General features: G+C 70.3%; 18 protein-coding genes. 15 read left to right on the top strand and 3 right to left on the bottom strand.

What is annotated here, in order from left to right:
• The first annotated feature begins 332 nt into the window (after window positions 1-332).
• The 13 genes from AQJ67_RS32905 (at window position 333) to AQJ67_RS32845 (ending at window position 15892) form a co-directional block, all read left to right on the top strand.
• The gene (locus tag AQJ67_RS32905) at window positions 333-2174 is read left to right on the top strand and encodes an APC family permease (protein ID WP_062722998.1); all 1842 of its coding nucleotides are present in this window, start codon (window positions 333-335) and stop codon (window positions 2172-2174) included.
• 290 nt (window positions 2175-2464) lie between these two features.
• Window positions 2465-2554, top strand: a complete 90-nt coding sequence (gene kdpF / locus AQJ67_RS32900; RefSeq protein ID WP_009326374.1) for a K(+)-transporting ATPase subunit F — start codon at window positions 2465-2467, stop codon at window positions 2552-2554.
• Between the two features lie 8 nt (window positions 2555-2562).
• On the top strand, window positions 2563-4224 hold the full coding sequence (gene kdpA, locus AQJ67_RS32895; RefSeq protein WP_062722997.1) for a potassium-transporting ATPase subunit KdpA: 1662 nt from the start codon (window positions 2563-2565) through the stop codon (window positions 4222-4224).
• Entirely contained in the window at window positions 4224-6353 is a 2130-nt protein-coding gene (gene kdpB / locus AQJ67_RS32890) for a potassium-transporting ATPase subunit KdpB (RefSeq protein WP_208615083.1), read from the top strand. The genes kdpA and kdpB overlap by 1 nt, the downstream gene beginning before the upstream one ends.
• A 28-nt stretch (window positions 6354-6381) precedes the next feature.
• Window positions 6382-7014: a potassium-transporting ATPase subunit C gene (locus AQJ67_RS32885; protein ID WP_062722996.1), complete on the top strand. Its 633-nt coding sequence runs from the start codon at window positions 6382-6384 to the stop codon at window positions 7012-7014.
• A gap of 3 nt (window positions 7015-7017) precedes the next feature.
• Window positions 7018-7701 carry a response regulator gene (locus AQJ67_RS32880; RefSeq protein ID WP_062722995.1) on the top strand — a complete coding sequence of 228 codons (684 nt, stop codon included), beginning with the start codon at window positions 7018-7020 and terminating at the stop codon, window positions 7699-7701.
• 2 nt (window positions 7702-7703) lie between these two features.
• The gene (locus tag AQJ67_RS32875; RefSeq protein ID WP_062722994.1) at window positions 7704-10247 is read left to right on the top strand and encodes a sensor histidine kinase; all 2544 of its coding nucleotides are present in this window, start codon (window positions 7704-7706) and stop codon (window positions 10245-10247) included.
• 204 nt (window positions 10248-10451) lie between these two features.
• Window positions 10452-10820 (top strand): SAV_915 family protein, encoded by a 369-nt coding sequence (locus tag AQJ67_RS32870; protein ID WP_062722993.1) that lies wholly within the window; start codon window positions 10452-10454, stop codon window positions 10818-10820.
• Window positions 10817-11467 (top strand): type III PLP-dependent enzyme domain-containing protein, encoded by a 651-nt coding sequence (locus AQJ67_RS32865; protein WP_062722992.1) that lies wholly within the window; start codon window positions 10817-10819, stop codon window positions 11465-11467. Before AQJ67_RS32870 ends, AQJ67_RS32865 begins: the two co-directional genes overlap by 4 nt.
• Window positions 11468-11652: 185 nt before the next feature.
• Window positions 11653-12948: an extracellular solute-binding protein gene (locus tag AQJ67_RS32860; RefSeq protein ID WP_062722991.1), complete on the top strand. Its 1296-nt coding sequence runs from the start codon at window positions 11653-11655 to the stop codon at window positions 12946-12948.
• 6 nt (window positions 12949-12954) lie between these two features.
• Window positions 12955-13959 (top strand): carbohydrate ABC transporter permease, encoded by a 1005-nt coding sequence (locus tag AQJ67_RS32855; protein ID WP_062722990.1) that lies wholly within the window; start codon window positions 12955-12957, stop codon window positions 13957-13959.
• Between the two features lie 71 nt (window positions 13960-14030).
• Window positions 14031-14795, top strand: coding sequence for a carbohydrate ABC transporter permease (locus AQJ67_RS32850; RefSeq protein WP_244190652.1), 765 nt, complete (start codon window positions 14031-14033; stop codon window positions 14793-14795).
• A 53-nt stretch (window positions 14796-14848) separates the two neighbouring features.
• Window positions 14849-15892, top strand: coding sequence for an endo-1,4-beta-xylanase (locus AQJ67_RS32845; protein ID WP_062722988.1), 1044 nt, complete (start codon window positions 14849-14851; stop codon window positions 15890-15892).
• Between the two features lie 130 nt (window positions 15893-16022).
• Here the strand turns inward: AQJ67_RS32845 and AQJ67_RS32840 are convergent, their stop codons facing one another.
• Window positions 16023-16229 carry a DUF5999 family protein gene (locus AQJ67_RS32840; protein ID WP_062722987.1) on the bottom strand — a complete coding sequence of 69 codons (207 nt, stop codon included), beginning with the start codon at window positions 16227-16229 and terminating at the stop codon, window positions 16023-16025.
• A gap of 457 nt (window positions 16230-16686) precedes the next feature.
• The gene (locus AQJ67_RS32835) at window positions 16687-17289 is read right to left on the bottom strand and encodes a hypothetical protein (protein WP_062722986.1); all 603 of its coding nucleotides are present in this window, start codon (window positions 17287-17289) and stop codon (window positions 16687-16689) included.
• 560 nt (window positions 17290-17849) lie between these two features.
• Between AQJ67_RS32835 and AQJ67_RS32830 the strand changes: the two genes are divergently transcribed.
• Window positions 17850-19367 (top strand): glutamate-cysteine ligase family protein, encoded by a 1518-nt coding sequence (locus AQJ67_RS32830; protein WP_062722985.1) that lies wholly within the window; start codon window positions 17850-17852, stop codon window positions 19365-19367.
• A gap of 189 nt (window positions 19368-19556) precedes the next feature.
• A complete protein-coding gene (locus AQJ67_RS32825) occupies window positions 19557-20336 on the top strand; it encodes a CPBP family intramembrane glutamic endopeptidase (RefSeq protein ID WP_244190644.1) in 780 nt (259 codons plus the stop codon).
• Between the two features lie 6 nt (window positions 20337-20342).
• Here AQJ67_RS32825 and AQJ67_RS32820 read toward each other — a convergent pair whose 3' ends face one another.
• Entirely contained in the window at window positions 20343-21155 is an 813-nt protein-coding gene (locus tag AQJ67_RS32820; RefSeq protein WP_062722983.1) for a PhzF family phenazine biosynthesis protein, read from the bottom strand.
• Window positions 21156-21194: the final 39 nt, after the last annotated feature.

Below are 21194 nucleotides of genomic sequence, written 5' to 3'. Positions count from 1 at the left end.
GGTGACGGGTGGCCGGCCTGTCTGTGCGGGGTGGATACGCAGCGTCATCGTGTGTGTGCCCCCTGGTGGAGGGGCTTGTGCGGCGGATGCCGACCGGAGGTCGATCGCGGGTCCCCGTGTCGCCGGCATCGCGTTCACGATCAGCACGCCGGGCGGCCGTCTGCCCGGTCGCAGGCGGGCGGGGCGCGTCAACGTGGCGTCAAGGTCGGCCGGTTGCGCGCGAAGAACGCGCAAGGAGGGGCGGGGAGCGGCGGGATCCGGACAGAACCTGGGTGCGGCACGCGCGGCCCGTCGCGGGTGCCCGCTCGTCCGTACGAAGGAGCCCGCATCCCATGTCCGTCCTGACCACCGAGCCCGGGGCGACCCCCACCGACGAGGAGCCGCCGGATTCCGGCGAACGGCATCGGCTCACCGCCATCACCGGCCTCGCCGCCCTCTCTCTCGACGCGATGGCATCGGTGGCCTACGGGCCCGAGGCGATCGTGCTGGTGCTGGCCGCGGCCGGCGCCCACGGACTCGGATTCACGCTCCCGGTCACGCTGGCCATCGCCGGACTGCTGGCGGTGCTGGTGGCCTCGTACCGGCAGGTGATCGCGGCCTTCCCGGACGGTGGCGGCTCCTACGCCGTGGCCAGGACGCACCTGGGCAGGCGCACGAGCCTGGTCGCGGCGGCCTCGCTCGTCCTGGACTACGTCCTCAACGTCGCCGTCGCCGTCACCGCCGGCGTGGCCGCGCTGACCTCGGCCTTCCCGGCGCTCCACGACGACCGGCTGTGGCTGTGCCTGGCCGTGCTCGCGCTGATCACGGCGGTGAACCTGCGCGGCATCGCCGAGTCGGCGAAGGCCTTCGTCGCACCGACCGTCGTCTTCGTCGGCTCCGTGCTCGTGCTGATAGTCGTCGGGCTGTTCCGGTCGGCGCCGGCGAGCACGCAGGCCGCCGCGGGCCACGCCTCGGCCGTGGCCGACAACGCCACCGCCGTGGGCACCCTGCTCCTGCTGAAGGCCTTCGCCTCCGGCTGCTCCGCCCTCACCGGCGTCGAGGCCATCGCCAACGCCGTCCCCTCCTTCCGCGTCCCGCGCGTCCAGCGTGCCCAGCGCGCCGAGGTCGCCCTCGGCGCCGTACTCGGTGTGATGCTGGTCGGTCTGTCGGTGCTGATCTCCCGCTTCCACCTCCAGCCGGTCGACGGCGTCACGGTTCTCGCCCAGCTCGCGGAAGCCTCGTTCGGCCACAACTGGGCTTTCTACCTGGTCCAGTTCGCGACGATGATCCTGTTGGCCCTGTCCGCGAACACCTCGTTCGGCGGCCTCCCCGTGCTGCTGAAACTGCTGGCCCGCGACAACTACCTGCCGCATGTCTTCGCGTTGAAGGCCGACCGGCAGGTCCACCGGCACGGCGTCCTCGCCCTCGCCGTCGTATCGGCCGCGCTGCTGGTCTTCTCCGGCGGTGACACCAACACCCTGGTGCCCCTGTTCGCCATCGGCGTCTTCGTCGGCTTCACCATCGCCCAGGTCGGCATGGTCCGGCACTGGCGGCTGGAACGCGGCCCCGGCCGACGGGGGAAGGCCGCGCTCAACGGCCTCGGTGCCGGCCTCACCGGAGTCGCGGCCGTCGTCGTCACCGCCACCAAGTTCGCGCAGGGCGCCTGGCTGATCGTGATCGCCCTGCCCCTGCTGGTCGCGGCCTTCGAGACCGTGCACCGCGCCTATGTACGGATCGGCGAGCGGCTGGGCCTCGGCCGGGTCCCCGAGCACCCGCACCGCGAGCGCTCCGTCGTGATCGTGCCCGTGTCGTCGCTGTCCCGGCTGACCTCGGAGGCCCTGACCGCCGCGGCGTCCCTCGGCGACGAGGTCCGCGCCGTCTCCGTCTGCTGCCCCGATCCCGAGGACCGTGCCGCCCTGCACGCCCTGGAGCGGTCGTGGGCCGAGTGGGACCCGGGGGTGCCGCTGATCCGGCTGACCTGCGAGCGGCGCAGTCTGGGCCGGCCCATCGCCGCCTACGTCCGTGCCGTCACGGCGTCCGAGCCGGCCACCCGGGTCACCGTGCTGATCCCGGAGACGGAGCCGGAGCGCGTGTGGCAGCGGCTCCTGCAGAACCAGCGGGGTGCCGTGGTCGCGCATGCCGTGCGGCGGGAGACCGACGCGGTGATCTGCCGACTGCGGTTCCGCCTGCCCTGACCGTGACCCGACCCCACCCGACCCGACCCCACCGGACCCGACCGACCTGCTCGCACCGCGGTCCGCGTATGGGTCCCGTCAAGGCCGCGCAGAGCGCCGTAAGGGACCCGTCAACGGCGGCCGAATCCGGCCGCGCGAGCTGTTTCCTCTAGACGTCCCTGTCCGAACAGACGTCCCTGTCCGAACCGAACCTCACTCCAGGAGTCCACGATGGCCGATCTGGCCTTCGTCGCCATCACGATCGCGTGCTTCGCGCTGGTGGCTGTCGTCGCCAAGGGGGTGACCAAGCTGTGACCGCCGAGAACGTCGTCGGCCTCGTCGTGGCCGTCGCCCTGCTGGGCTATCTCGTCCTCGCCCTGATCTTCCCGGAGAGGTTCTGAGCACAGCCATGGGTCCCGTAACCGCCGGCGTCCTCCAGCTGCTCGCCCTGATCGGCGCGCTGGCCCTCGCCTACATACCCCTGGGCACCTACATGGCCAGGGTCTACGCCTCCGACCGCCACTGGCGCGTCGAGAGGTGGATCTACAAGGGCATCGGAGCCGACCCCGACACCGAGATGCGCTGGCCCGCCTATCTGCGCGGCGTCCTCGCCTTCTCCGTCGTCGGCGTGCTCTTCCTCTATCTGCTGCAGCGGCTCCAGGGTGTCCTGCCCAGGTCGCTCGGCTTCCGGTCCATCGACCCGGACCAGGCGTTCAACACGGCCGTCTCGTTCGTCACCAACACCAACTGGCAGTCGTACTACGGCGAGCAGGCCATGGGCCACGTCGTGCAGACGGCCGGTCTCGCCGTGCAGAACTTCGTGTCCGCGGCCGTGGGCATCGCCGTCGCGGTCGCCCTCGTGCGCGGGTTCGCCCGCTCGCGTACCGGTGAACTCGGCAACTTCTGGGCCGACCTGGTGCGGGGTGTCGTCCGCGTTCTCGTGCCGCTGGCGGCCGTCGCCGCGGTCGTGCTGGTCGCCTGCGGTGCGATCCAGAACTTCTCCGGCATCCACGAGGTCGGACAGTTCATGGGCGGCCAGCAGCAGTGGAACGGCGGCGCGGTCGCCTCGCAGGAGGCCATCAAGGAGATCGGCACCAACGGCGGCGGCTACTTCAACGCCAACAGTGCCCACCCCTTCGAGAACCCCACGCCGTTCTCGAACCTCTTCGAGATCTTCCTGATCCTCGTGATCCCGTTCGCCCTGACCCGCACCTTCGGCCTCATGGTCGGCTCGGTCAGGCAGGGTTACGCGATCCTCGCGACGATGGCCACCATCTGGATCGGCTTCACCGCCCTGATGATGTGGACCGAGTTCGCCCACCACGGCCCGGCGTTCGACCTCGCGGGCGGGGCGTACGAGGGCAAGGAGGTGCGGTTCGGCGTCGGTGCCTCCTCGATCTTCGCGACCTCGACCACGCTCACCTCGACCGGCGCGGTGAACGCCTTCCACTCGTCGTTCACGGGTCTTGGCGGCGGCGTCGCCATGCTCGGGATGATGCTGGGCGAGATCGCGCCCGGCGGTACCGGCTCCGGCCTCTACGGCATGCTGATCATGGCGGTCATCGCGGTGTTCATCGCCGGGCTGATGGTCGGCCGTACGCCCGAGTACCTGGGCAAGAAGATCGGCTCCCGCGAGATCAAGCTCGCGGCCTGCTACATCCTGGTCACCCCGGCGCTGGTGCTCGTCTTCACCGCGCTCGCGATGGCCCTGCCGACCCCGGCGAACTCCATGACCAACAGCGGGGCGCACGGATTCTCCGAGATCCTCTACGCCTATACGTCCGCCTCCAACAACAACGGCTCGGCCTTCGCCGGGCTGAACGCGGACACGCAGTGGTTCAACAGCACGCTCGGCCTGTGCATGCTGTTCGGCCGCTTCCTGCCGATGGTGTTCGTGCTGGCGCTGGCCGGCTCGCTCGCCGAGCAGACGCCGGTTCCGGCCACCGCGGGCACGCTGCGCACCGACAAGCCCCTGTACGCGGGTCTGCTGGTCGGCACGATCATCGTCATCACCGGTCTGACGTACTTCCCCGCCCTGGCGCTGGGTCCGCTGGCCGAGGGGCTGGCGTGATGAGCACCGACGTAACGAATCACGAGGACTCCATGTCCACAGCCACTCCCACCCGGGCGCCGCACAACGACGTACCCACCGGGCACAAGTCCCCCGAAGGCCGTGTCGGCGCGGGCCTCTTCGATCCGAAGCAGCTTCTCAGGTCGCTGCCGGACGCCTTCCGCAAGCTCGATCCGCGGGTGATGGTCAAGTCGCCCGTGATGTTCGTGGTGTGGATCGGGTCGGTACTGACCACGGCCTTCTCCCTCACGGACCCGGGCGACTGGTTCGGCTGGACGATCAGTGTCTGGCTGTGGCTGACGGTGGTCTTCGCCAACCTGGCGGAGGCCGTCGCCGAGGGCCGCGGCAAGGCCCAGGCCGACACCCTGCGCAAGGCCAAGACCGACACCGTGGCCAGGCGGCTCGAAGGGTCGGCTGAAGAGCGCGTGCCCGGCACCGAGTTGCGGATCGGCGACCTGGTCGTCTGCGAGGCGGGCGATGTCATCCCCGGCGACGGCGATGTCGTCGAGGGGGTCGCGTCCGTCGACGAGTCGGCGATCACCGGTGAGTCGGCGCCCGTCATCCGGGAGTCCGGCGGCGACCGTTCGGCCGTCACGGGTGGCACCAAGGTCCTCTCCGACCGTATCGTCATCAAGATCACGACGAAGCCCGGCGAGACCTTCATCGACCGGATGATCAACCTCGTCGAGGGCGCGGCCCGGCAGAAGACGCCGAACGAGGTCGCGCTGAACATCCTGCTCGCGTCCCTGACCATCGTCTTCCTGCTCGCCTGCGCCACGCTGCCGCCGCTCGCGGACTACGCGGGCACGAAGCTGACGATGGTCGTGCTGGTCGCCCTGCTGGTCTGCCTGATTCCCACGACCATCGGCGCGCTGCTCTCCGCCATCGGCATCGCGGGCATGGACCGGCTGGTCCAGCGCAACGTCCTCGCCATGTCCGGCCGGGCCGTCGAGGCCGCCGGTGACGTCTCCACGCTGCTGCTCGACAAGACCGGCACCATCACGCTCGGCAACCGCCGGGCGGCCGAGTTCGTGCCGGTGAGCGGGACGACGGAGGCCGAGGTCGCGGACGCCGCGCAGCTGTCGTCGCTGGCCGACGAGACGCCCGAGGGCCGTTCCGTCGTCGTACTGGCGAAGGAGAAGTACGGTCTGCGCGAGCGCCATCAGGGCGAGTTGACCGGCGCCGAGTGGATCGCCTTCACCGCGCAGACCCGGATGTCCGGCGTGGACGTCGACGGGCGCAAGATCCGCAAGGGCGCGGCCGGTTCGGTCGTGGCCTGGGTGCGGGAGCAGGGCGGCACGGTCGCCGAGGACGCGGACCGGCTCGCCCACCGTATCGCCGAGGCCGGGGGCACCCCGCTGCTGGTCGCGGTCGAAGACGCCGACGGGGCGCGGGTGCTGGGCGTCATCCACCTCAAGGACGTCGTCAAGGACGGCATGCGGGAGCGGTTCGAGGAACTGCGCCGGATGGGCATCAAGACCGTCATGATCACGGGCGACAACCCGCTGACCGCCAAGGCCATCGCCGAGGAGGCGGGCGTCGACGACTTCCTCGCCGAGGCGACCCCCGAGGACAAGATGGCGCTGATCAAGCGGGAGCAGGCCGGCGGCAAGCTGGTCGCGATGACCGGTGACGGCACGAACGACGCGCCCGCCCTCGCGCAGGCCGACGTCGGCGTGGCGATGAACACCGGCACGTCGGCCGCCAAGGAGGCCGGCAACATGGTCGACCTCGACTCCGACCCGACCAAGCTCATCGAGATCGTGGAGATCGGCAAGCAGCTGCTGATCACGCGCGGCGCGCTGACGACGTTCTCGATCGCCAACGACGTCGCCAAGTACTTCGCGATCATCCCGGCGCTGTTCGCGGCCGTCTACCCCGGGCTGGACAAGCTCAACATCATGGGCCTGTCCTCGCCGGACTCCGCGATCCTCTCGGCGGTCGTCTTCAACGCGCTGATCATCGTCGCGCTGGTGCCGCTGTCACTGAAGGGCGTGCGGTACCGGCCGGTCAGCGCGGACCGCATGCTGCGCCGGAACCTCACCGTCTACGGGCTGGGCGGACTGGTCGCGCCCTTCATCGGCATCAAGCTCATCGACCTGCTCATCTCCCTGATCCCCGGCCTGTAATTCCTCAGAATCGTGGTGAACCACCATCATGAACAACTCCGTTGTGAACACCGGTCGGTTGCTGGCCGCGGGCCTGCGGGCGCTGCTGGTGTTGACCGTGCTCACAGGCGTGCTCTATCCGCTGGCCGTCACAGGTGTGGCCCAAGCCCTCTTCGACGACAAGGCGAACGGCTCCGAGATCAAGGCGGACGGCAAGGTCGTCGGTTCCTCGCTGATCGGTCAACAGGGCTACAGCCTGGACTACTTCCAGCCCCGCCCGGCGAACGGACTGGGTGTGAACTCGGTCAACACCCAGTACCGGCTGATCCTCTCCGGTGCCACGAACCGCTCCGGTGACAACCCCGAACTGATCAAGTGGGTGAAGGAGGCGAAGGCCAAGGTCGTCAAGGACAATTCCACCGCCGACTACAAGGTCGTTCCGGCCGAAGTGCCCGCCGACGCGGTCACGTCCTCCGGCTCCGGACTCGACCCCGACATCTCGCCGCGGTACGCCGACCTCCAGGTGCACCGGGTCGCCGAGCGGAACGGCCTCCCCGTCGACCAGGTGCGCAAGCTGGTCGAGGAGCACACCGACGGACGCACGCTCGGCTTCATGGGTGAGCCGCGCGTGAACGTCCTCGAACTCAACGTCGCGCTCAGGGCACTGACCGAGGGCGACTGACCGATGACCCGGGTGCTGGTCGTGGAAGACGACCCCCAGCTGGTACGAGCACTCGTGATCACCATGCAGGCACGCCGGTACGGAGTGGACGCGGCGCCCGACGGCACCACGGCCCTCCGGCTGGCGGCCGCGCGGCAGCCGGACGTCGTCATGCTCGACCTCGGCCTGCCCGACATGGACGGGCTCGACGTCATCAGGGCCCTGCGCGGCTGGTCCCGGATGCCGATCCTGGTGCTGTCGGCCCGCTGGGCCTCCGCCGAGAAGGTGGCCGCACTCGACGCGGGCGCCGACGACTACGTCACCAAGCCCTTCAGCATGGACGAGCTCATGGCCCGGCTGCGGGCCGCCGTCCGCCGTACCGAGGTGACGTCCCCGGTCCCCGTGACACCGCGCGTGGAGACGGCCGGGTTCACCATCGACCTGCTGGCCAAGAAAGTCGTCCGGGGCGGCCGCGACATCCGCCTCACCCCGACCGAGTGGCATCTGCTGGAGATCCTGGTGACCCACCCCGGTCGCCTCATCACACAGAAGCACCTGCTCCAGGAGGTCTGGGGCAGCTCCCGCAGCGGCCGGACCAACTACCTGCGGGTCTACATGGCCCAACTGCGGCGGAAACTCGAGGCGGACCCCTCACACCCCCGCCATCTCATCACCGAACCCGGCATGGGTTACCGCTTCGAAGGGTGAACATGGCACGCGGCAGGCTTCGGATCTACCTCGGTGCGGCACCGGGCGTCGGCAAGACGTACGCGATGCTGTCCGAGGCGCACCGGCGCGTGGAGCGCGGCACGGACTGCGTGGTCGCCTTCGTGGAGCACCACGGCCGGCCGCGCACCGAGGTCATGCTGCACGGCCTGGAACAGACCCCGCGCAGGGAACTGGAGTACCGGGACACCTCCTTCACGGAGATGGACATCGACGCCGTGCTGGCCCGGCGTCCCCGGGTGGCGCTCGTAGACGAGCTGGCCCACTCCAACATCCCCGGCTCGCGCAACGCCAAGCGCTGGCAGGACGTCGAGGAGCTGCTGGCGGCCGGAATCGACGTCATATCGACCGTCAACATCCAGCACCTGGAGTCCCTCGGCGACGTCGTCGAGTCCATCACCGGCGTCCGGCAGCAGGAGACCGTGCCCGACGAGATGGTCCGCCGGGCCGACCAGATCGAACTGGTCGACATGTCGCCCCAGGCCCTGCGGCGGCGCATGGCGCACGGCAACATCTACCGGCCCGACAAGGTCGACGCCGCCCTCTCCAACTACTTCCGCCCCGGCAACCTCACCGCGCTGCGCGAACTGGCCCTGCTCTGGGTGGCCGACCGGGTCGACGAGTACCTCAACGCCTACCGCAGCGAGCACGAGGTCTCGACGATATGGGGGTCCAGGGAACGGATCGTCGTGGGGCTCACCGGCGGCCCGGAAGGACGGACGCTGATCCGCCGCGCCGCCCGGCTGGCGGAGAAGGGCGCCGGCGGCGAGGTGCTGGCCGTCTACATCGCCCGCAGCGACGGGCTGACGTCCTCGTCACCGAAGGAACTGGCCGTGCAGCGCGAGCTGGTGGAGGACCTCGGCGGCACCTTCCACCACGTCGTCGGCGACGACGTCCCCAACGCGCTGCTCGACTTCGCCCGTGGAGTGAACGCCACCCAGATCGTCCTCGGCGTCTCCCGTCGCAAGAGCTGGCAGTACGTCCTCGGACCCGGCGTCGGCGCCACGGTCGCCCGGGACTCCGGCCCCGACCTCGACGTCCACCTGATCACCCACGACGAGGCGGGCAAGGGACGCGGACTGCCCGTGGCCCGCGGAGCGCGCCTCGGCCGGTCCCGGATCGTCCGGGGCTGGCTCGTCGGAGTGCTCGGCCCGGTCCTGCTCACCCTGCTGCTGACGCACGTCGCGCCCGAAGTCGGCCTCGCCAACGACATGTTGCTGTACCTGACACTGACGGTGGCGGCGGCGCTCCTCGGTGGCCTGCTGCCGGCACTGGCCTCGGCGGTGGTGGGCTCGCTGCTGCTGAACTGGTACTTCACCCCGCCCGTCCACACGCTGACCATCGCCGACCCGAAGAACATGGTCGCCATCGCGATCTTCGTCGGAGTGGCGGTGGCGGTGGCCTCCGTGGTCGACCTCGCCGCCCGCCGCACCCACCAGGCGGCCCGGCTGCGCGCCGAGTCGGAGATCCTCTCCTTCCTCGCCGGGAACGTGCTGCGCGGCGAGAGCAGCCTGGAGGCGCTGCTCGAACGCGTCCGTGAGACCTTCGGCATGGTGTCGGTGGCACTGCTGGAACGGCAGAGCGACGTCGCCCCCTGGACCTGCGCGGGCAGCGTGGGCCCCCGTCCCTGCCGGAGCCCGGAGGAGGCGGATGCCGACATGCCGGTCGGCGACCACATGGCGCTCGCGCTGACCGGCCGGGTGCTGCCCGCCGAGGACCGCCGGGTGCTTGCCGCCTTCGCCGCCCAGGCCGTCGTCGTCCTGGACCGCAGGCGCCTGCGGCACGAGGCCGGCCGGGCCAAGGAACTCGCCGAGGGCAACCGGATCCGTACGGCCCTGCTGGCCGCCGTCAGCCACGATCTGCGCACCCCGCTCGCCGGGATCAAGGCGTCGGTCTCCTCGCTGCGTTCGGACGACGTCGAGTGGTCCGAGGAGGACCGGGCGGAACTGCTGGAGGCCATCGAGGAGGGCGCCGACCGCCTGGACCACCTGGTCGGCAACCTGCTGGACATGTCCCGCCTGCAGACCGGCACGGTCACCACGCTGATCCGCGAGATCGACCTCGACGAGGTGGTGCCGATGGCGCTCGGCGGGCTCCCGGAGTTCAGCGTGGAACTGGACATCCCGGAGACCCTCCCCATGGTCTCCGTGGACAAGGGCCTGCTGGAGCGCGTCGTCGCCAACGTCGTCGAGAACGCCGTCAAGTACAGCCGCCAGGACGAGCCGGTGCTGGTCTTTGCCAGCGCCCTCGCCGACCGCGTCGAGGTGCGGGTGGTCGACCGCGGACCGGGCGTCCCCGACGACGCCAAGGAACGCATCTTCGAGCCCTTCCAGCGCTACGGCGACGCCCCGCGCGGCGCCGGAGTCGGTCTCGGCCTCGCGGTCGCCCGCGGCTTCGCCGAGGCCATGGGCGGCACGATCAACGCCGAGGACACACCCGGCGGCGGCCTCACCATGGTGCTGAGCCTGCGGATGGCACGGGGGCGCAACCCGGGGGAGCCGGAGACACCGGCGGCGGTGGCTTCGTAGCGGCTCGGCAGGGTCGGGTCGCTTCAGGACGGCGGCGCTCTCCGGCGTCAGCATCCCGTCAACGTCCGTCGGATCTCCGTCAGCATCACGTCATGAGGCATGGGGGACCCCGCCGCACCGGGCATAGCGTCGGTGTCGAGCCCCGGTCCGCCTCCCCGCGTCCGGGGCCGTCAAGGTACTCGCCCGCCCCTCACGGAGGCATCCATGGCAGACATCCTGTCCGACGAGGACCCCGAGCCCTCCGATCGGTTCCCGGCCGGCCCCCTGTACGTTCCGGTCCGGCCGGGACCCGCCGCCTGTGCGGCCCGCTTGTTCCGTACACCCCTCGGCGACCGTACGGCCGTGGGGTTCACCTCGCTGCGGCGGCTGACCGCGACCCTCGGCCCCGACCAGCCCTGGATCCGGCTCGCCGAGCCGGCCCTGCGCGCCCTGACCGCGCCCCTCGGCGTCACCACCGTCACGCTCGACCCCCAGTTCCGCGCACCCGCCCCGGCCCCCGCCACGCCGGCCGACGCCGAGCCCGTGCGACAGCCGGCGGCACGGCAGTTCACGCTGCAGGGGGACCCCCGATGACCACCCTGCACGAACCCGCCGTCACCGCCTCGGCCGATGCGCTCTCGGTGTGGCCCGCCTCGGCCGTCGAGCCCCGGCAGGGCGAACTCACCGTCGGCGGGGTGCCGCTGGCCGAGGTCGCCGACCGCTTCGGTACGCCCGTCTACGTCCTCGACGAGGACGAGGTACGCGAACGCTGCCGCACCTACCGCCTCGCCTTCCCCGAAGCCGACGTCCTGTACGCGGCCAAGGCCTTCCTGTGCCGCGCGATGGCCCGCTGGGTGGCCGAGGAGGGCCTCGGTCTTGACGTCTGCTCGGCCGGTGAGCTGGAGCTGGCGGTCACCACCGGGTTTCCGCCGGAGCGGATCGTGCTGCACGGCAACGCCAAGTCCCCGCGCCACAGCGCCGCCGCCCCGGCCGCGGTGACCGTGGTGGGCCGGCACTGCGAGGCGGGCGACGTCGTGGCCGACGACGTTGAACTCCCCGGCGACATCCGGCCCGGGGACCTGCTGGCCGTCCCGGCGGCCGGCGCCTACCACCTGTCCATGGCCTCCGGTTACAACCTGGTCGGCCGCCCGCCGGTGGTCGCCGTGGACGACGGCAGGGCCCGGCTGCTGATCCGCCGCGAGTCCCTGGAGGACATCCGCAGCCGCGACGTGGGGCTGTAGCGGGGTCCCGTAAGGATCGCCAGCCGAATCGAATGTTTCGCTCGCTCCCCAGCCGCTGCCTCTGTCTTGACGATCAGCGGCAGATTCACTGTGTCCAAGGGGTTGCCACCGTTTGAAAGCTGTCTCTAGGGTGCGGCAGCAACGCAGCTTTCTGGATCAGGACCGAAACTTTCGAGGAGCGCATGATGGGCGACCCGGGACTGTCCCGCAGAGGCTTCCTGGCGGTCTCCGCCGCGGCCGGGGTGGGCATGACGGCACTGAGCGGTTGCGGCGGCGACTCGGAGGGAGGGTCGTCGGACGGCACGACCACCATCGAGTGGTGGAACATCTCCACGACCGAGCCGACGAAGGGCGTCTGGGCGGCGCTGGCCAAGAAGTTCGAGGCCCAGAACCCCAAGGTCAAGGTGAAGATCGTCCAGCTGGAGAACGACGCCTACAAGTCGAAGATGACGGCGTTGACCGCCTCCGGGAAGCTCCCCGACATCTTCCACACCTGGGGCGGCGGCGTCCTCAAGCAGCAGGTCGACGCCGGTCTCGTCGAGGACCTCACCGACCGCACCAAGGACTTCGCCGAGGGCCTGCTGCCGGTCGCCAAGGAGCCGTACCTCCTCGACGACAAGGTGTACGGCATCCCGTTCGACATCGGCATGATCGGCTTCTGGTACAACAAGGCGCTCTTCAAGGACGCGGGCATAGCCGAGCCGCCGGCCACCTGGAGCGGATTCCTCGACGCCGTACGGAAGTTGAAGGCGAAGGGCACCACCCCGCTCGCCCTGGCCGGCAAGGAGAAGTGGCCCGGCATGTACTACTGGGCCTACCTCTCGATGCGCACCGCGGGCGCCGCAGCCCTCCAGAAGGCGTACGACGACAAGGACTTCACCAGCGACCCGTTCGTCCAGGCCGGACAGCACCTCCAGGAGCTCGTCGACCTCCAGCCGTTCCAGAAGGGCTTCCTCGGCGCCGCCTACTCCACCCCCACCGGGCAGGCCGCGGCCGTCGGCAACGGCAAGGCGGCGATGGAACTCATGGGCCAGTGGGCCCCGGTCGTACAGGCCGACGCCGGCAAGGGGCTCGGCGACGACCTCGGTTTCTTCCCGTTCCCCGCGGTCGACGGCGGCAAGGGCAGCATCACCGAGGTGTTCGGCGGAGGCGGCGGACACGCCCTGCGCAGCGGGGCCCCGCAGGCCGCCGTCGACTTCCTGAAGTTCTTCGCCTCCGAGGCGACCGACGCGGAACTGGTCAAGAAGACCGGCGTCCTCCCCGTCGTCCCCGCCGCCGAGAGCGCCATCACCGACCCCAACATCAAGGCCGTACAAGCACAGTTGAAGGCCGCCACCGGCTTCCAGCTCTACCTCGACCAGGCCTACGCGCCCGCCGTCGGCCAGGAGGTCAACGACAGCGTCGCCGGGCTCGTCGCCGGGTCCAAGTCCCCGCAACAGGTCACCGAGGCGATCACGCGGACCGCGAAGGAAGAGCAGTAGCCGGCGATGACCTCCACGTTCCTGCCGTCCGCCGACAAGCAGCCCGGCCCCGGCGTCGACCTTCCGCCCCCGCCGGCCGGCGCGGCCCGGGGGCGGGCCCGGCGCCGGCTGCTGCACTGGCTCACCGCGGTCGCCTTCCAGGTGCCCGCGCTGGTGCTCTTCCTCGTCCTGGTCCTGTTGCCCATGCTGTTCGCCCTGTACGCGGCCTTCTTCCGCTGGGGCGGCTTCGGCATGCCGTCCGACTACATCGGCGCCGACAACTTCACCCGTCTCCTCGACGACCCCGTCTTCCTCGGCGACCTGTGGCGCTGCCTGGTCCTGGTCGTCCTGTCCCTCGCGATCCAGCTGCCGTTCGCGCTCGCCATGGCCGTACTCCTCAACCAGAGGCTGCGCGGCCGGGCGTTCTACCGGATGCTGTTCTTCGGCCCGTACGTCCTGTCCGAGGCGATCACCGGCGTCCTGTTCGGCATGATCTTCGCCCCCGACGACGGCCTCGCCGACCAGATCCTCGGCGGCGTCGGCCTCGACGGGCTCGGCGGCGAGTGGTTCGCCGACCCGTCCACCGTGATGGCCACCCTGTTCCTGGTCATGACGTGGAAGTACTTCGGCTTCCACATGATGCTCTACCTGGCCGGACTCCAGTCCATCCCCCGGGAGTTGACCGAGGCCGCACTCATCGACGGCGCGAGCGCCTGGCAGCGCTTCCGCAACGTCACCCTGCCGCTCCTCGCACCCACCCTGCGGATCAGCGTGTTCCTGTCCGTCATCGGGTCGATCCAGCTCTTCGACCTGGTCTGGGTGACCACCGCGGGCGGCCCCGACCACCACTCCGAGACGATGGCCGTGACCCTGTTCCAGTACGGCTTCAAGCGCTACCAGGTCGGCTACGCCAGCGCGATCAGCGTGGCCATGTTCGGCATCAGCCTCGTCTTCGCCCTCGCCTACCAGCGGTTCGTGCTCCGCCGCGACCTCCAGGGAGCCACCACGACGATGCGGGGAGGCGGCAAGTGACGGCAAGGTCGGACAGGCGGAACAGAAGGAACCTGCCGCTGCACGTGATCCTCGTGTTCGTCGGCGCGGTGATGGTCGTGCCGCTGCTCTACGCCGTGCTGTCCGGCTTCAAGTCCACCGACGAACTCTCCCGCAACCCGGTCGGTCTGCCCGAGTCCTGGGTGACCGGCAACTACACGGACATCCTCGGCTCAGGCGACTTCTGGCGGCTGATCGGCAACAGCACGCTGATCGCGATCGGTACGACCGTGCTGGTCGTGGCCGTCTCCGCGCTCTCGGCGTTCTCCTTCGCGCGGTTCGCCTTCCGCGGCCGGGAGGGACTGTTCACCCTCTTCACGATGGGCCTGATGTTCCCGTTCGCGGTCGCGGCCCTGCCCCTGTTCCTGCTGCTGCGCTCCATGGACCTGCTGGACAACCCGCTCGGCGTGATCCTTCCCCAGGCCGCGTTCGGACTGCCGATGACCATCATCATCCTGCGCGGCTTCTTCCGGGACATTCCCGGCGAGTTGGAGGAGGCGGCCACGCTCGACGGGTGCAGCTCCTTCGGGTTCTTCTGGCGCGTGCTGCTGCCCATGGCGCGGCCCGCGCTGGGCACCGTCTCGGTCCTGGCCGTCGTCACCAGCTGGAACAACTTCTTCCTGCCGCTGCTGGTGTTCACCGACTCCACCTGGTGGACCATCCCGGTCGGCGTCCAGCAGTTCCAGGGCCAGTACGCCGCGGACTACGCCCGCGTCTTCGCCTACCTGGTGCTGGCCATGGTCCCCGCACTCGCCTTCTACTCGGTCGCCGAGCGCCAGCTCGTCGGCGGCCTCACCGCCGGCGCCACCAAGGGGTGACGCGCAGGCGGACGTACGGCTACCCACACATCCGCACCGTGAGGAGTCGCACCATGCGCAAGAACCGTCTCAGACTCGTCGGCGCCCTCGCCGCGCTCCTGGTCGCCGCCGGGATCGGCGCGGGCCCGCCCGCCCAGGCACGGCACGAGCCGCCCACCCTCGCCGACCTCGCCCAGCGCCACGGCCGCTACTTCGGCAGCGCGACCGACAACCCCGAACTCGTCGACGAGCCGTACAAGGCGCTCCTCGGCAGCGAGTTCGACCAGATCACGCCGGGCAACGGCATGAAGTGGTACGCCACCGAGCCCCAGCAGGGCGTGTTCGACTTCGCCAAGGGCGACGAGATCGTGGACCTCGCCCGCGCCCGCCACCAGAAGGTACGCGGCCACACCCTCGTCTGGCACAGCCAGTTGCCCGGCTGGGTCACCGGCCGCGAGTGGACGGCGCCCGAGCTGCGGGCCGTACTGAAGAAGCACATCCAGACCGAGGTACGGCACTACCGGGGCAAGATCTACGCCTGGGACGTCGTCAACGAGGCCTTCAACGAGGACGGCACGTACCGCGAGACGGTCTTCTACAAGACGCTCGGCCCCGGCTACATCGCCGACGCCCTGCGCTGGGCCCACCAGGCCGACCCGAAGGCCAGGCTGTACCTGAACGACTACAACGTCGAGGCGATCGGCCCCAAGAGCGACGCCTACTACAGACTGGCCAAGGAGCTGAGGGCACAGGGCGTCCCGCTGCACGGGTTCGGCCTCCAGACCCATCTGGCACTCCAGTACGGCTATCCGACCACCCTGGAGGACAACCTCCGCCGCTTCTCCCGGCTCGGCCTCGACACCGCGCTCACCGAGGTCGACGTACGGATGCAGCTGCCCGTCACCGAGGAGAAGCTGGCCCAGCAGGCCGACTGGTACCGGGACATGACCGAGGCCTGTCTGGCGGTGCGCCGGTGCGTGGGTATCACCGTCTGGGACTACACGGACAAGTACAGCTGGATCCCGGCGGTCTTCCCGGGCGAGGGCGCCGCGCTGCCGTGGGACGAACAGCTGCGCCCGAAGCCGGCGTACTTCGCGCTGCGGGAAGCGTTGAAGTAGCCTCCGGCTACGGTGAGTGACTGACTCCCGATACACGTGGGGGCCGGCTCGCAGTCAGGGTCTGCGACCGGCCCCTGGGAGTACGCCGGGCGTTCGTCACTCCGCCCGGTGGTGTGACGCCGGGCAGGCGTCACGCGGCGGTCATCACCTTGCCGGTGCCCAGCGGACGGTGCGGGGCGATGATCTGGCCGTCCGGCAGGAGCTCACCGGTGTCCTCGAAGAGCAGAACACCGTTGCACAGCAGGCTCCATCCCTGCTCCGGGTGGTGCGCCACGAGACGGGCGGATTCCCGGTCGGCGGAGTCGGCTGAGGGGCACGGTAGCTGGTGCTGGCACATGGAGGGGATCTTTCGCTCTGTTGTGGCGGTTGAGGTGGATGTCGTGACGGTGGTGGCTGTCGTGTCTGTTTCGCGGCGTGAAGCTTCGTTCATGGCCGCCCCCCGTTGTGATTAGTCGGTCGGAACCCAGTGTTGCCCCACGGGCGTCAATCCGCAGGGATTTCGCAGCACCGCTTTCTCACAGGTTGATGACGCGTCGGCGGCGCCGACGGTTCATCCCAACTCCACTGTCACTTCGGGTGGTTCTGCGTGGTCGGATGGGGCTAGTCCGGGTGGCCCGGAAGCCCTGGGGAGCTCGTTCGAGCGTATTGTCGCTCGCGCGAGCGAAACCATTGCGTGTTTACGTTGCTCGATTTCCTGTTGTCCGATACGAGCCTAATCCCGCGGCCGGACAGCGGCGTACCCCGCCGCCCGGAAAACGGGTGACGGGGTACGGAGGCGCTCGCGCCGTGCGCTGTCAGGCGGGGGAGCCCAGCAGGGGAGGCAGGGGCGGCAGTGGGGCCGGTGTCGCCCGGTGGGTCAGCACCGGGAGCAGCTCGGCGACCCGCAGCGGCAGGTGGGCCGCGATGCCGGGCGGTGCCGGGGCCAGCGGCACGAGGATGTCCGTGGCGGCGGGGTGGCCGGTGGCGCCGTCCGCGGTGCAGTCGCCGTGCAGCCACAGGGTGAGCATGTAGAGGCCGGGGAACGACAGCAGACGCGGCTGGTAGGGCTGCGCGATCGTCTCGGCCTGCTGGAGTGCCCGCTCGGTGGACGCGACGTAGGGCCCCTCGAAGAAGTGCGAGAAGGTCCAGCCGTCCGGGGTCAGCCGGGTCTCGGCCGCGGCCACCGCGCGTTCCCCGCAGCGGATCAGGAAGCGCCAGCCGGCCAGCCGGGTCGCGGTCACCCCGGCCGGGGTGATCTCGTCCAGGACGTGCACGGGCAGCGGGAGTTCGGGTGTGGCGGGCCCCTGTGCGGCGCGCAGGGAGGGCGTTCGGGCCTCACTGACCGCGGTGGGCGAGCCGAGGGCGGTGAGGACGGAGCGAAGTGCGGGCGCGGGAGCCGGGGGAACATGCAGCGGCATGGTGGGTCGCCTCTCATTCGGAGAGCCGGTGGCGCGAGGGCGTGACGGGGGCGGACGGCGCTGTCTGCTCACGGGGGTCAGAGAGGCGGGGGCCGGGGTCGGGAAGCGCGAGGGGGGTGAGTGGGGTCTGCCGTACGTGACGTGACGGCAGGACTCCTGGGACCGTGGGCGCCAACCCTCTGCCTTGATTGCGGAGTTTATACGACGAGTGTTCAGACGATGTTTCATCTAGCCGATATCGGTGCACCCGGCAAGGGTTCATTCGGCCGGTGATATGCGGGAATCATCCTGAGTGCCGACCGATCATACGGCGATGACCTCGAAAAATATCCCGGGCGCGGACGGCCAATTCTCGTCGGCGTTTTTCACGAGTTCGTGCGGAGTCCGCAACTGCGGAGTGCCGCATGCCTGGTGAATGTGCCGCCGGTCACGTCCGACAGAGTAGCGGGCGCCGGGTCGAAGCGGGACGTTATCGATCGCGTCGGCTGGGCATCATCCCACCTGACCCGGGACACCGGCGGCCGTAAACTCGGCCCGCCCATCCGAGGAGGGAAGCTTCGATGGGGGAGAAGGTCGTGGCAGGTCGGTTCGATCTGTCCGATCGCCAGCACTACCGCGAGAAGCTGCGGCGGTGTCTGACGGGCCTGGAGAGGCTGCTGGAGGAGAAGCGGTTCGACCGCCCCAGGAACCTGATGGGGCTGGAGATCGAATTGAACCTCACCGGCGCCGACGGCATGCCGAAAATGCTGAACATGCAGGTGCTGGAGCGGATCGCGAGCCGCGATTTCCAAACAGAACTCGCCATGTTCAACCTGGAAGTGAACATAGCCCCACACCCGCTCCAGGGCCGGGTATTCGACCAGCTCGCGGAGGAACTCCGTACGTCACTGGCATATGCCGACCGAAAAGCCGGTGAGCTCGACGCGGGAATCGTGATGATCGGCATTCTGCCGACCCTCGACAGGGACGACCTGGTCTCCTCGAACCTCTCCGCCGTCGACCGCTACACCCTCCTCAACGACCAGATCGTGGCCGCCCGCGGCGAGGACTTCACGCTCGACATCGACGGCGTGGAGCACCTGACCTGCACCTCCGGCTCCATCGCCCCCGAGGCCGCCTGCACCTCCGTACAGCTGCACCTCCAGGTCACCCCGGGCCGCTTCGCCGACGTCTGGAACGCCGCCCAGGCGGTCGCCGGCGCGCAGGTCGCCGTGGGTGCCAACTCGCCGTTCCTGTTCGGACGCGAGCTGTGGCGGGAGTCGCGCCCGCCGCTGTTCCAGCAGTCCACGGACACCCGGCCGCCCGAGCTCCAGGCCCAGGGCGTACGGCCGCGCACCTGGTTCGGGGAGCGGTGGATCAGCTCGGCGTACGACCTCTTCGAGGAGAACCTGCGGTTCTTCCCGGCCCTGCTGCCGATCTGCGACGAGGAGGACCCGCTCGAGATCATCGACGCCGGAGGCACCCCGACGCTCGCCGAACTCGTCCTGCACAACGGCACCGTCTACCGCTGGAACCGGCCCGTCTACGGCGTCGCCGACGGCGTCCCGCACCTGCGCGTCGAGAACCGCGTCCTGCCCGCGGGGCCGACCGTCACGGACGTCATCGCCAACACGGCCTTCTACTACGGCGTCGTCCGCGCCCTCGCCGAGGAGTCACGGCCCGTGTGGACCCGGCTCCCCTTCGAGGCGGCCGCCGCCAACTTCGACGCGGCGTGCAAGCACGGCATCGACGCGCGGCTGCGCTGGCCCCGGCGGGGGCGGTACAGCGGGACGACCGAGGTCGACGCGGTGAGCCTCGTACGCGACGAACTGCTGCCGCTGGCCGAGGTCGGCCTCAACGCGTGGGGCGTCGAGCGGGCCGACCGCGACTTCTACCTGGGTGTCATCGAGGAGCGGTGCCGCAGGCGGACGAACGGCGCGTCCTGGCAGGCGGCGACCTTCCACCAGGCCCTGGAGGCGGGCCTGACGAGGGACGCGGCCCTCGCGGCCACGACCCGCCGCTACCGCGAGCTCATGCACCGCGGCGATCCGGTCCACACCTGGCCGGTCGGCCTGCTGGAGCCGGTGCCGCTGGGGTGACGGCCGGTACGGGGCGGTGCGCAGGGGGTGCCTGGGGCCTCCTGCGCACCGTCGCGTCGAGGGGGTCGACGTCGCCCCGCCCATACTGATCGGGCAAGCTGTGACGTCCCATGACGGTGGTGCCCCTCCCTGTCGCGGACGAGGCGGACATACTCACTGGAGGCAGGTGTGCAGGGCGAGGCAGGCCCCATGGCCGAATCTTTTCCTCATGAGCGGCCCTCGCGACGGATCCTCCGTGACGAGACGCTGCTCGTCCTGGGCCTGTCGCTCGGTGCGAGCGGTGTGTCCGCCCTGATCAGCTTTGTCGGCTCGGTCACCAAGCCGGGCGGCCTCAAGGACCAGGCGGCCACCCTCAACGCCTCGGCCGCCCCCGGCCGCCCCTGGCTCGACCTCGCGTGGCAGCTGTTCGGCATCACCACCGCCCTGATCCCCGTCGCCCTCGTCGCGCACTTCCTGCTGCGCGAGGGCCGGAGCCTGCGCACCCTCGGCTTCGACCGCACCCGGCCCTGGCCGGACCTCGGCCGGGGAGCGGCCGTCGCCGCGGTGATCGGCAGCACCGGAATCGCCTTCTACCTGGCCGCCCGCGGCCTGGGCTTCAACCTCACCGTGGTGCCCGAGGCCCTCCCCGACGTGTGGTGGAAATACCCGGTACTGATCCTGTCGGCGCTGCAGAACGCCGTCCTGGAAGAGGTCATCGTCGTCGGCTATCTGCTGCGCCGGCTGGGCCAGCTGGGCTGGACGCCCGGCACCGCGCTGGTGGCCAGCTCCGTACTGCGCGGCTCGTACCACCTCTACCAGGGCATCGGCGGCTTCATCGGCAACATGGCCATGGGCGTCGTGTTCGTGTACCTGTACCGGCGCTGGGGCCGGGTCGGCCCCCTGGTCGTGGCGCACTCCCTGCTCGACATAGGGGCGTTCGTCGGGTACGCGCTGCTGGCCGGGAAGGTCGGGTGGCTCCCGACCGCGTGAGCCGGTTCAGGCGAGCAGCAGCTCCCCCTCGATCACGGTCACCGCGCGGCCGCTCAGCAGCGTGCGTTCGCCGCGCAGCTCCGTGCGGACGTGACCGGAGCGGGGGGACGCCTGGAGGCCGGTGAGCCCGGCCCGGCCGAGGCGCTCGGTCCAGAAGGGGGCGAGGGCGGTGTGGGCGCTGCCGGTGACCGGGTCCTCGTCGATGCCGACGTTCGGGAAGAAGCAGCGGGAGACGAAGTCGTAGCCCCGCGCGGGGTGCTCGGCGCGGGCGGTGGCGATGATGCCGCGCTCGGAGTGGGCGCCGAGGGCCCTGAGGTCGGGGGACAGGGCGTGCACGGTCTTCTCGTCGGCGAGTTCGACGAGCAGGTCGCCGACGTTCGGGCCGGTGTCGAAGGCGACGAGCGGCTCGGAACCCAGCGCGTCCGCGATCCCGGCCGGGACCTCGACGGGTGTGAGCGGGGCGGTCGGGAAGTCCAGCGTGATCGAGCCGTCCTCGCCAGGCGTGGCGACGAGCACCCCGCTGCGGGTGGCGAACCGCACGGGTCCCCGGTGGGCGCCGGTGCTGTGCAGCACATGGGCCGTGGCGAGCGTGGCGTGTCCGCACATCGCCACCTCGGTGACCGGTGTGAACCACCGCAGCGCCCAGTCGGCCTCCCCGCCCTCGGGCAGCCGGTGCGCGAACGCCGTCTCGGCGTGGTTGACCTCCATGGCCACGTTCTGGAGCCAGTCGTCGTCCGGGAAGCCGTCGAGAAGCAGGACCCCGGCCGGGTTTCCGGCGAAGGGACGGTCGGTGAAGGCGTCGACGATTCGAATCCGCATGACGCTGACGCTAGGGGGGTGGGGGAGGGGACGGCCAAG

This window comes from Streptomyces caeruleatus (genome assembly GCF_001514235.1).
GTDB lineage: Bacteria > Actinomycetota > Actinomycetes > Streptomycetales > Streptomycetaceae > Streptomyces > Streptomyces caeruleatus.
Note: the sequence above shows the minus strand (reverse complement) of the source record. Positions and strands in the feature narration are given on the sequence as shown.

Coding starts and splice junctions, on each gene's coding strand:
- AQJ67_RS32830 (WP_062722985.1), top strand. CDS start 17,850: ATGGGGGAGAAGGTCGTGGCAGGTCGGTTCGATCTGTCCGATCGCCAG.
- AQJ67_RS32875 (WP_062722994.1), top strand. CDS start 7,704: ATGGCACGCGGCAGGCTTCGGATCTACCTCGGTGCGGCACCGGGCGTC.
- AQJ67_RS32845 (WP_062722988.1), top strand. CDS start 14,849: ATGCGCAAGAACCGTCTCAGACTCGTCGGCGCCCTCGCCGCGCTCCTG.
- AQJ67_RS32870 (WP_062722993.1), top strand. CDS start 10,452: ATGGCAGACATCCTGTCCGACGAGGACCCCGAGCCCTCCGATCGGTTC.
- AQJ67_RS32905 (WP_062722998.1), top strand. CDS start 333: ATGTCCGTCCTGACCACCGAGCCCGGGGCGACCCCCACCGACGAGGAG.
- AQJ67_RS32850 (WP_244190652.1), top strand. CDS start 14,031: ATGGTCGTGCCGCTGCTCTACGCCGTGCTGTCCGGCTTCAAGTCCACC.
- AQJ67_RS32820 (WP_062722983.1), bottom strand. CDS start 21,155: ATGCGGATTCGAATCGTCGACGCCTTCACCGACCGTCCCTTCGCCGGA.
- kdpB (WP_208615083.1), top strand. CDS start 4,224: ATGAGCACCGACGTAACGAATCACGAGGACTCCATGTCCACAGCCACT.
- AQJ67_RS32885 (WP_062722996.1), top strand. CDS start 6,382: ATGAACAACTCCGTTGTGAACACCGGTCGGTTGCTGGCCGCGGGCCTG.
- AQJ67_RS32880 (WP_062722995.1), top strand. CDS start 7,018: ATGACCCGGGTGCTGGTCGTGGAAGACGACCCCCAGCTGGTACGAGCA.
- kdpA (WP_062722997.1), top strand. CDS start 2,563: ATGGGTCCCGTAACCGCCGGCGTCCTCCAGCTGCTCGCCCTGATCGGC.
- AQJ67_RS32835 (WP_062722986.1), bottom strand. CDS start 17,289: ATGCCGCTGCATGTTCCCCCGGCTCCCGCGCCCGCACTTCGCTCCGTC.
- AQJ67_RS32860 (WP_062722991.1), top strand. CDS start 11,653: ATGGGCGACCCGGGACTGTCCCGCAGAGGCTTCCTGGCGGTCTCCGCC.
- AQJ67_RS32825 (WP_244190644.1), top strand. CDS start 19,557: ATGGCCGAATCTTTTCCTCATGAGCGGCCCTCGCGACGGATCCTCCGT.
- AQJ67_RS32840 (WP_062722987.1), bottom strand. CDS start 16,229: ATGTGCCAGCACCAGCTACCGTGCCCCTCAGCCGACTCCGCCGACCGG.
- AQJ67_RS32855 (WP_062722990.1), top strand. CDS start 12,955: ATGACCTCCACGTTCCTGCCGTCCGCCGACAAGCAGCCCGGCCCCGGC.
- AQJ67_RS32865 (WP_062722992.1), top strand. CDS start 10,817: ATGACCACCCTGCACGAACCCGCCGTCACCGCCTCGGCCGATGCGCTC.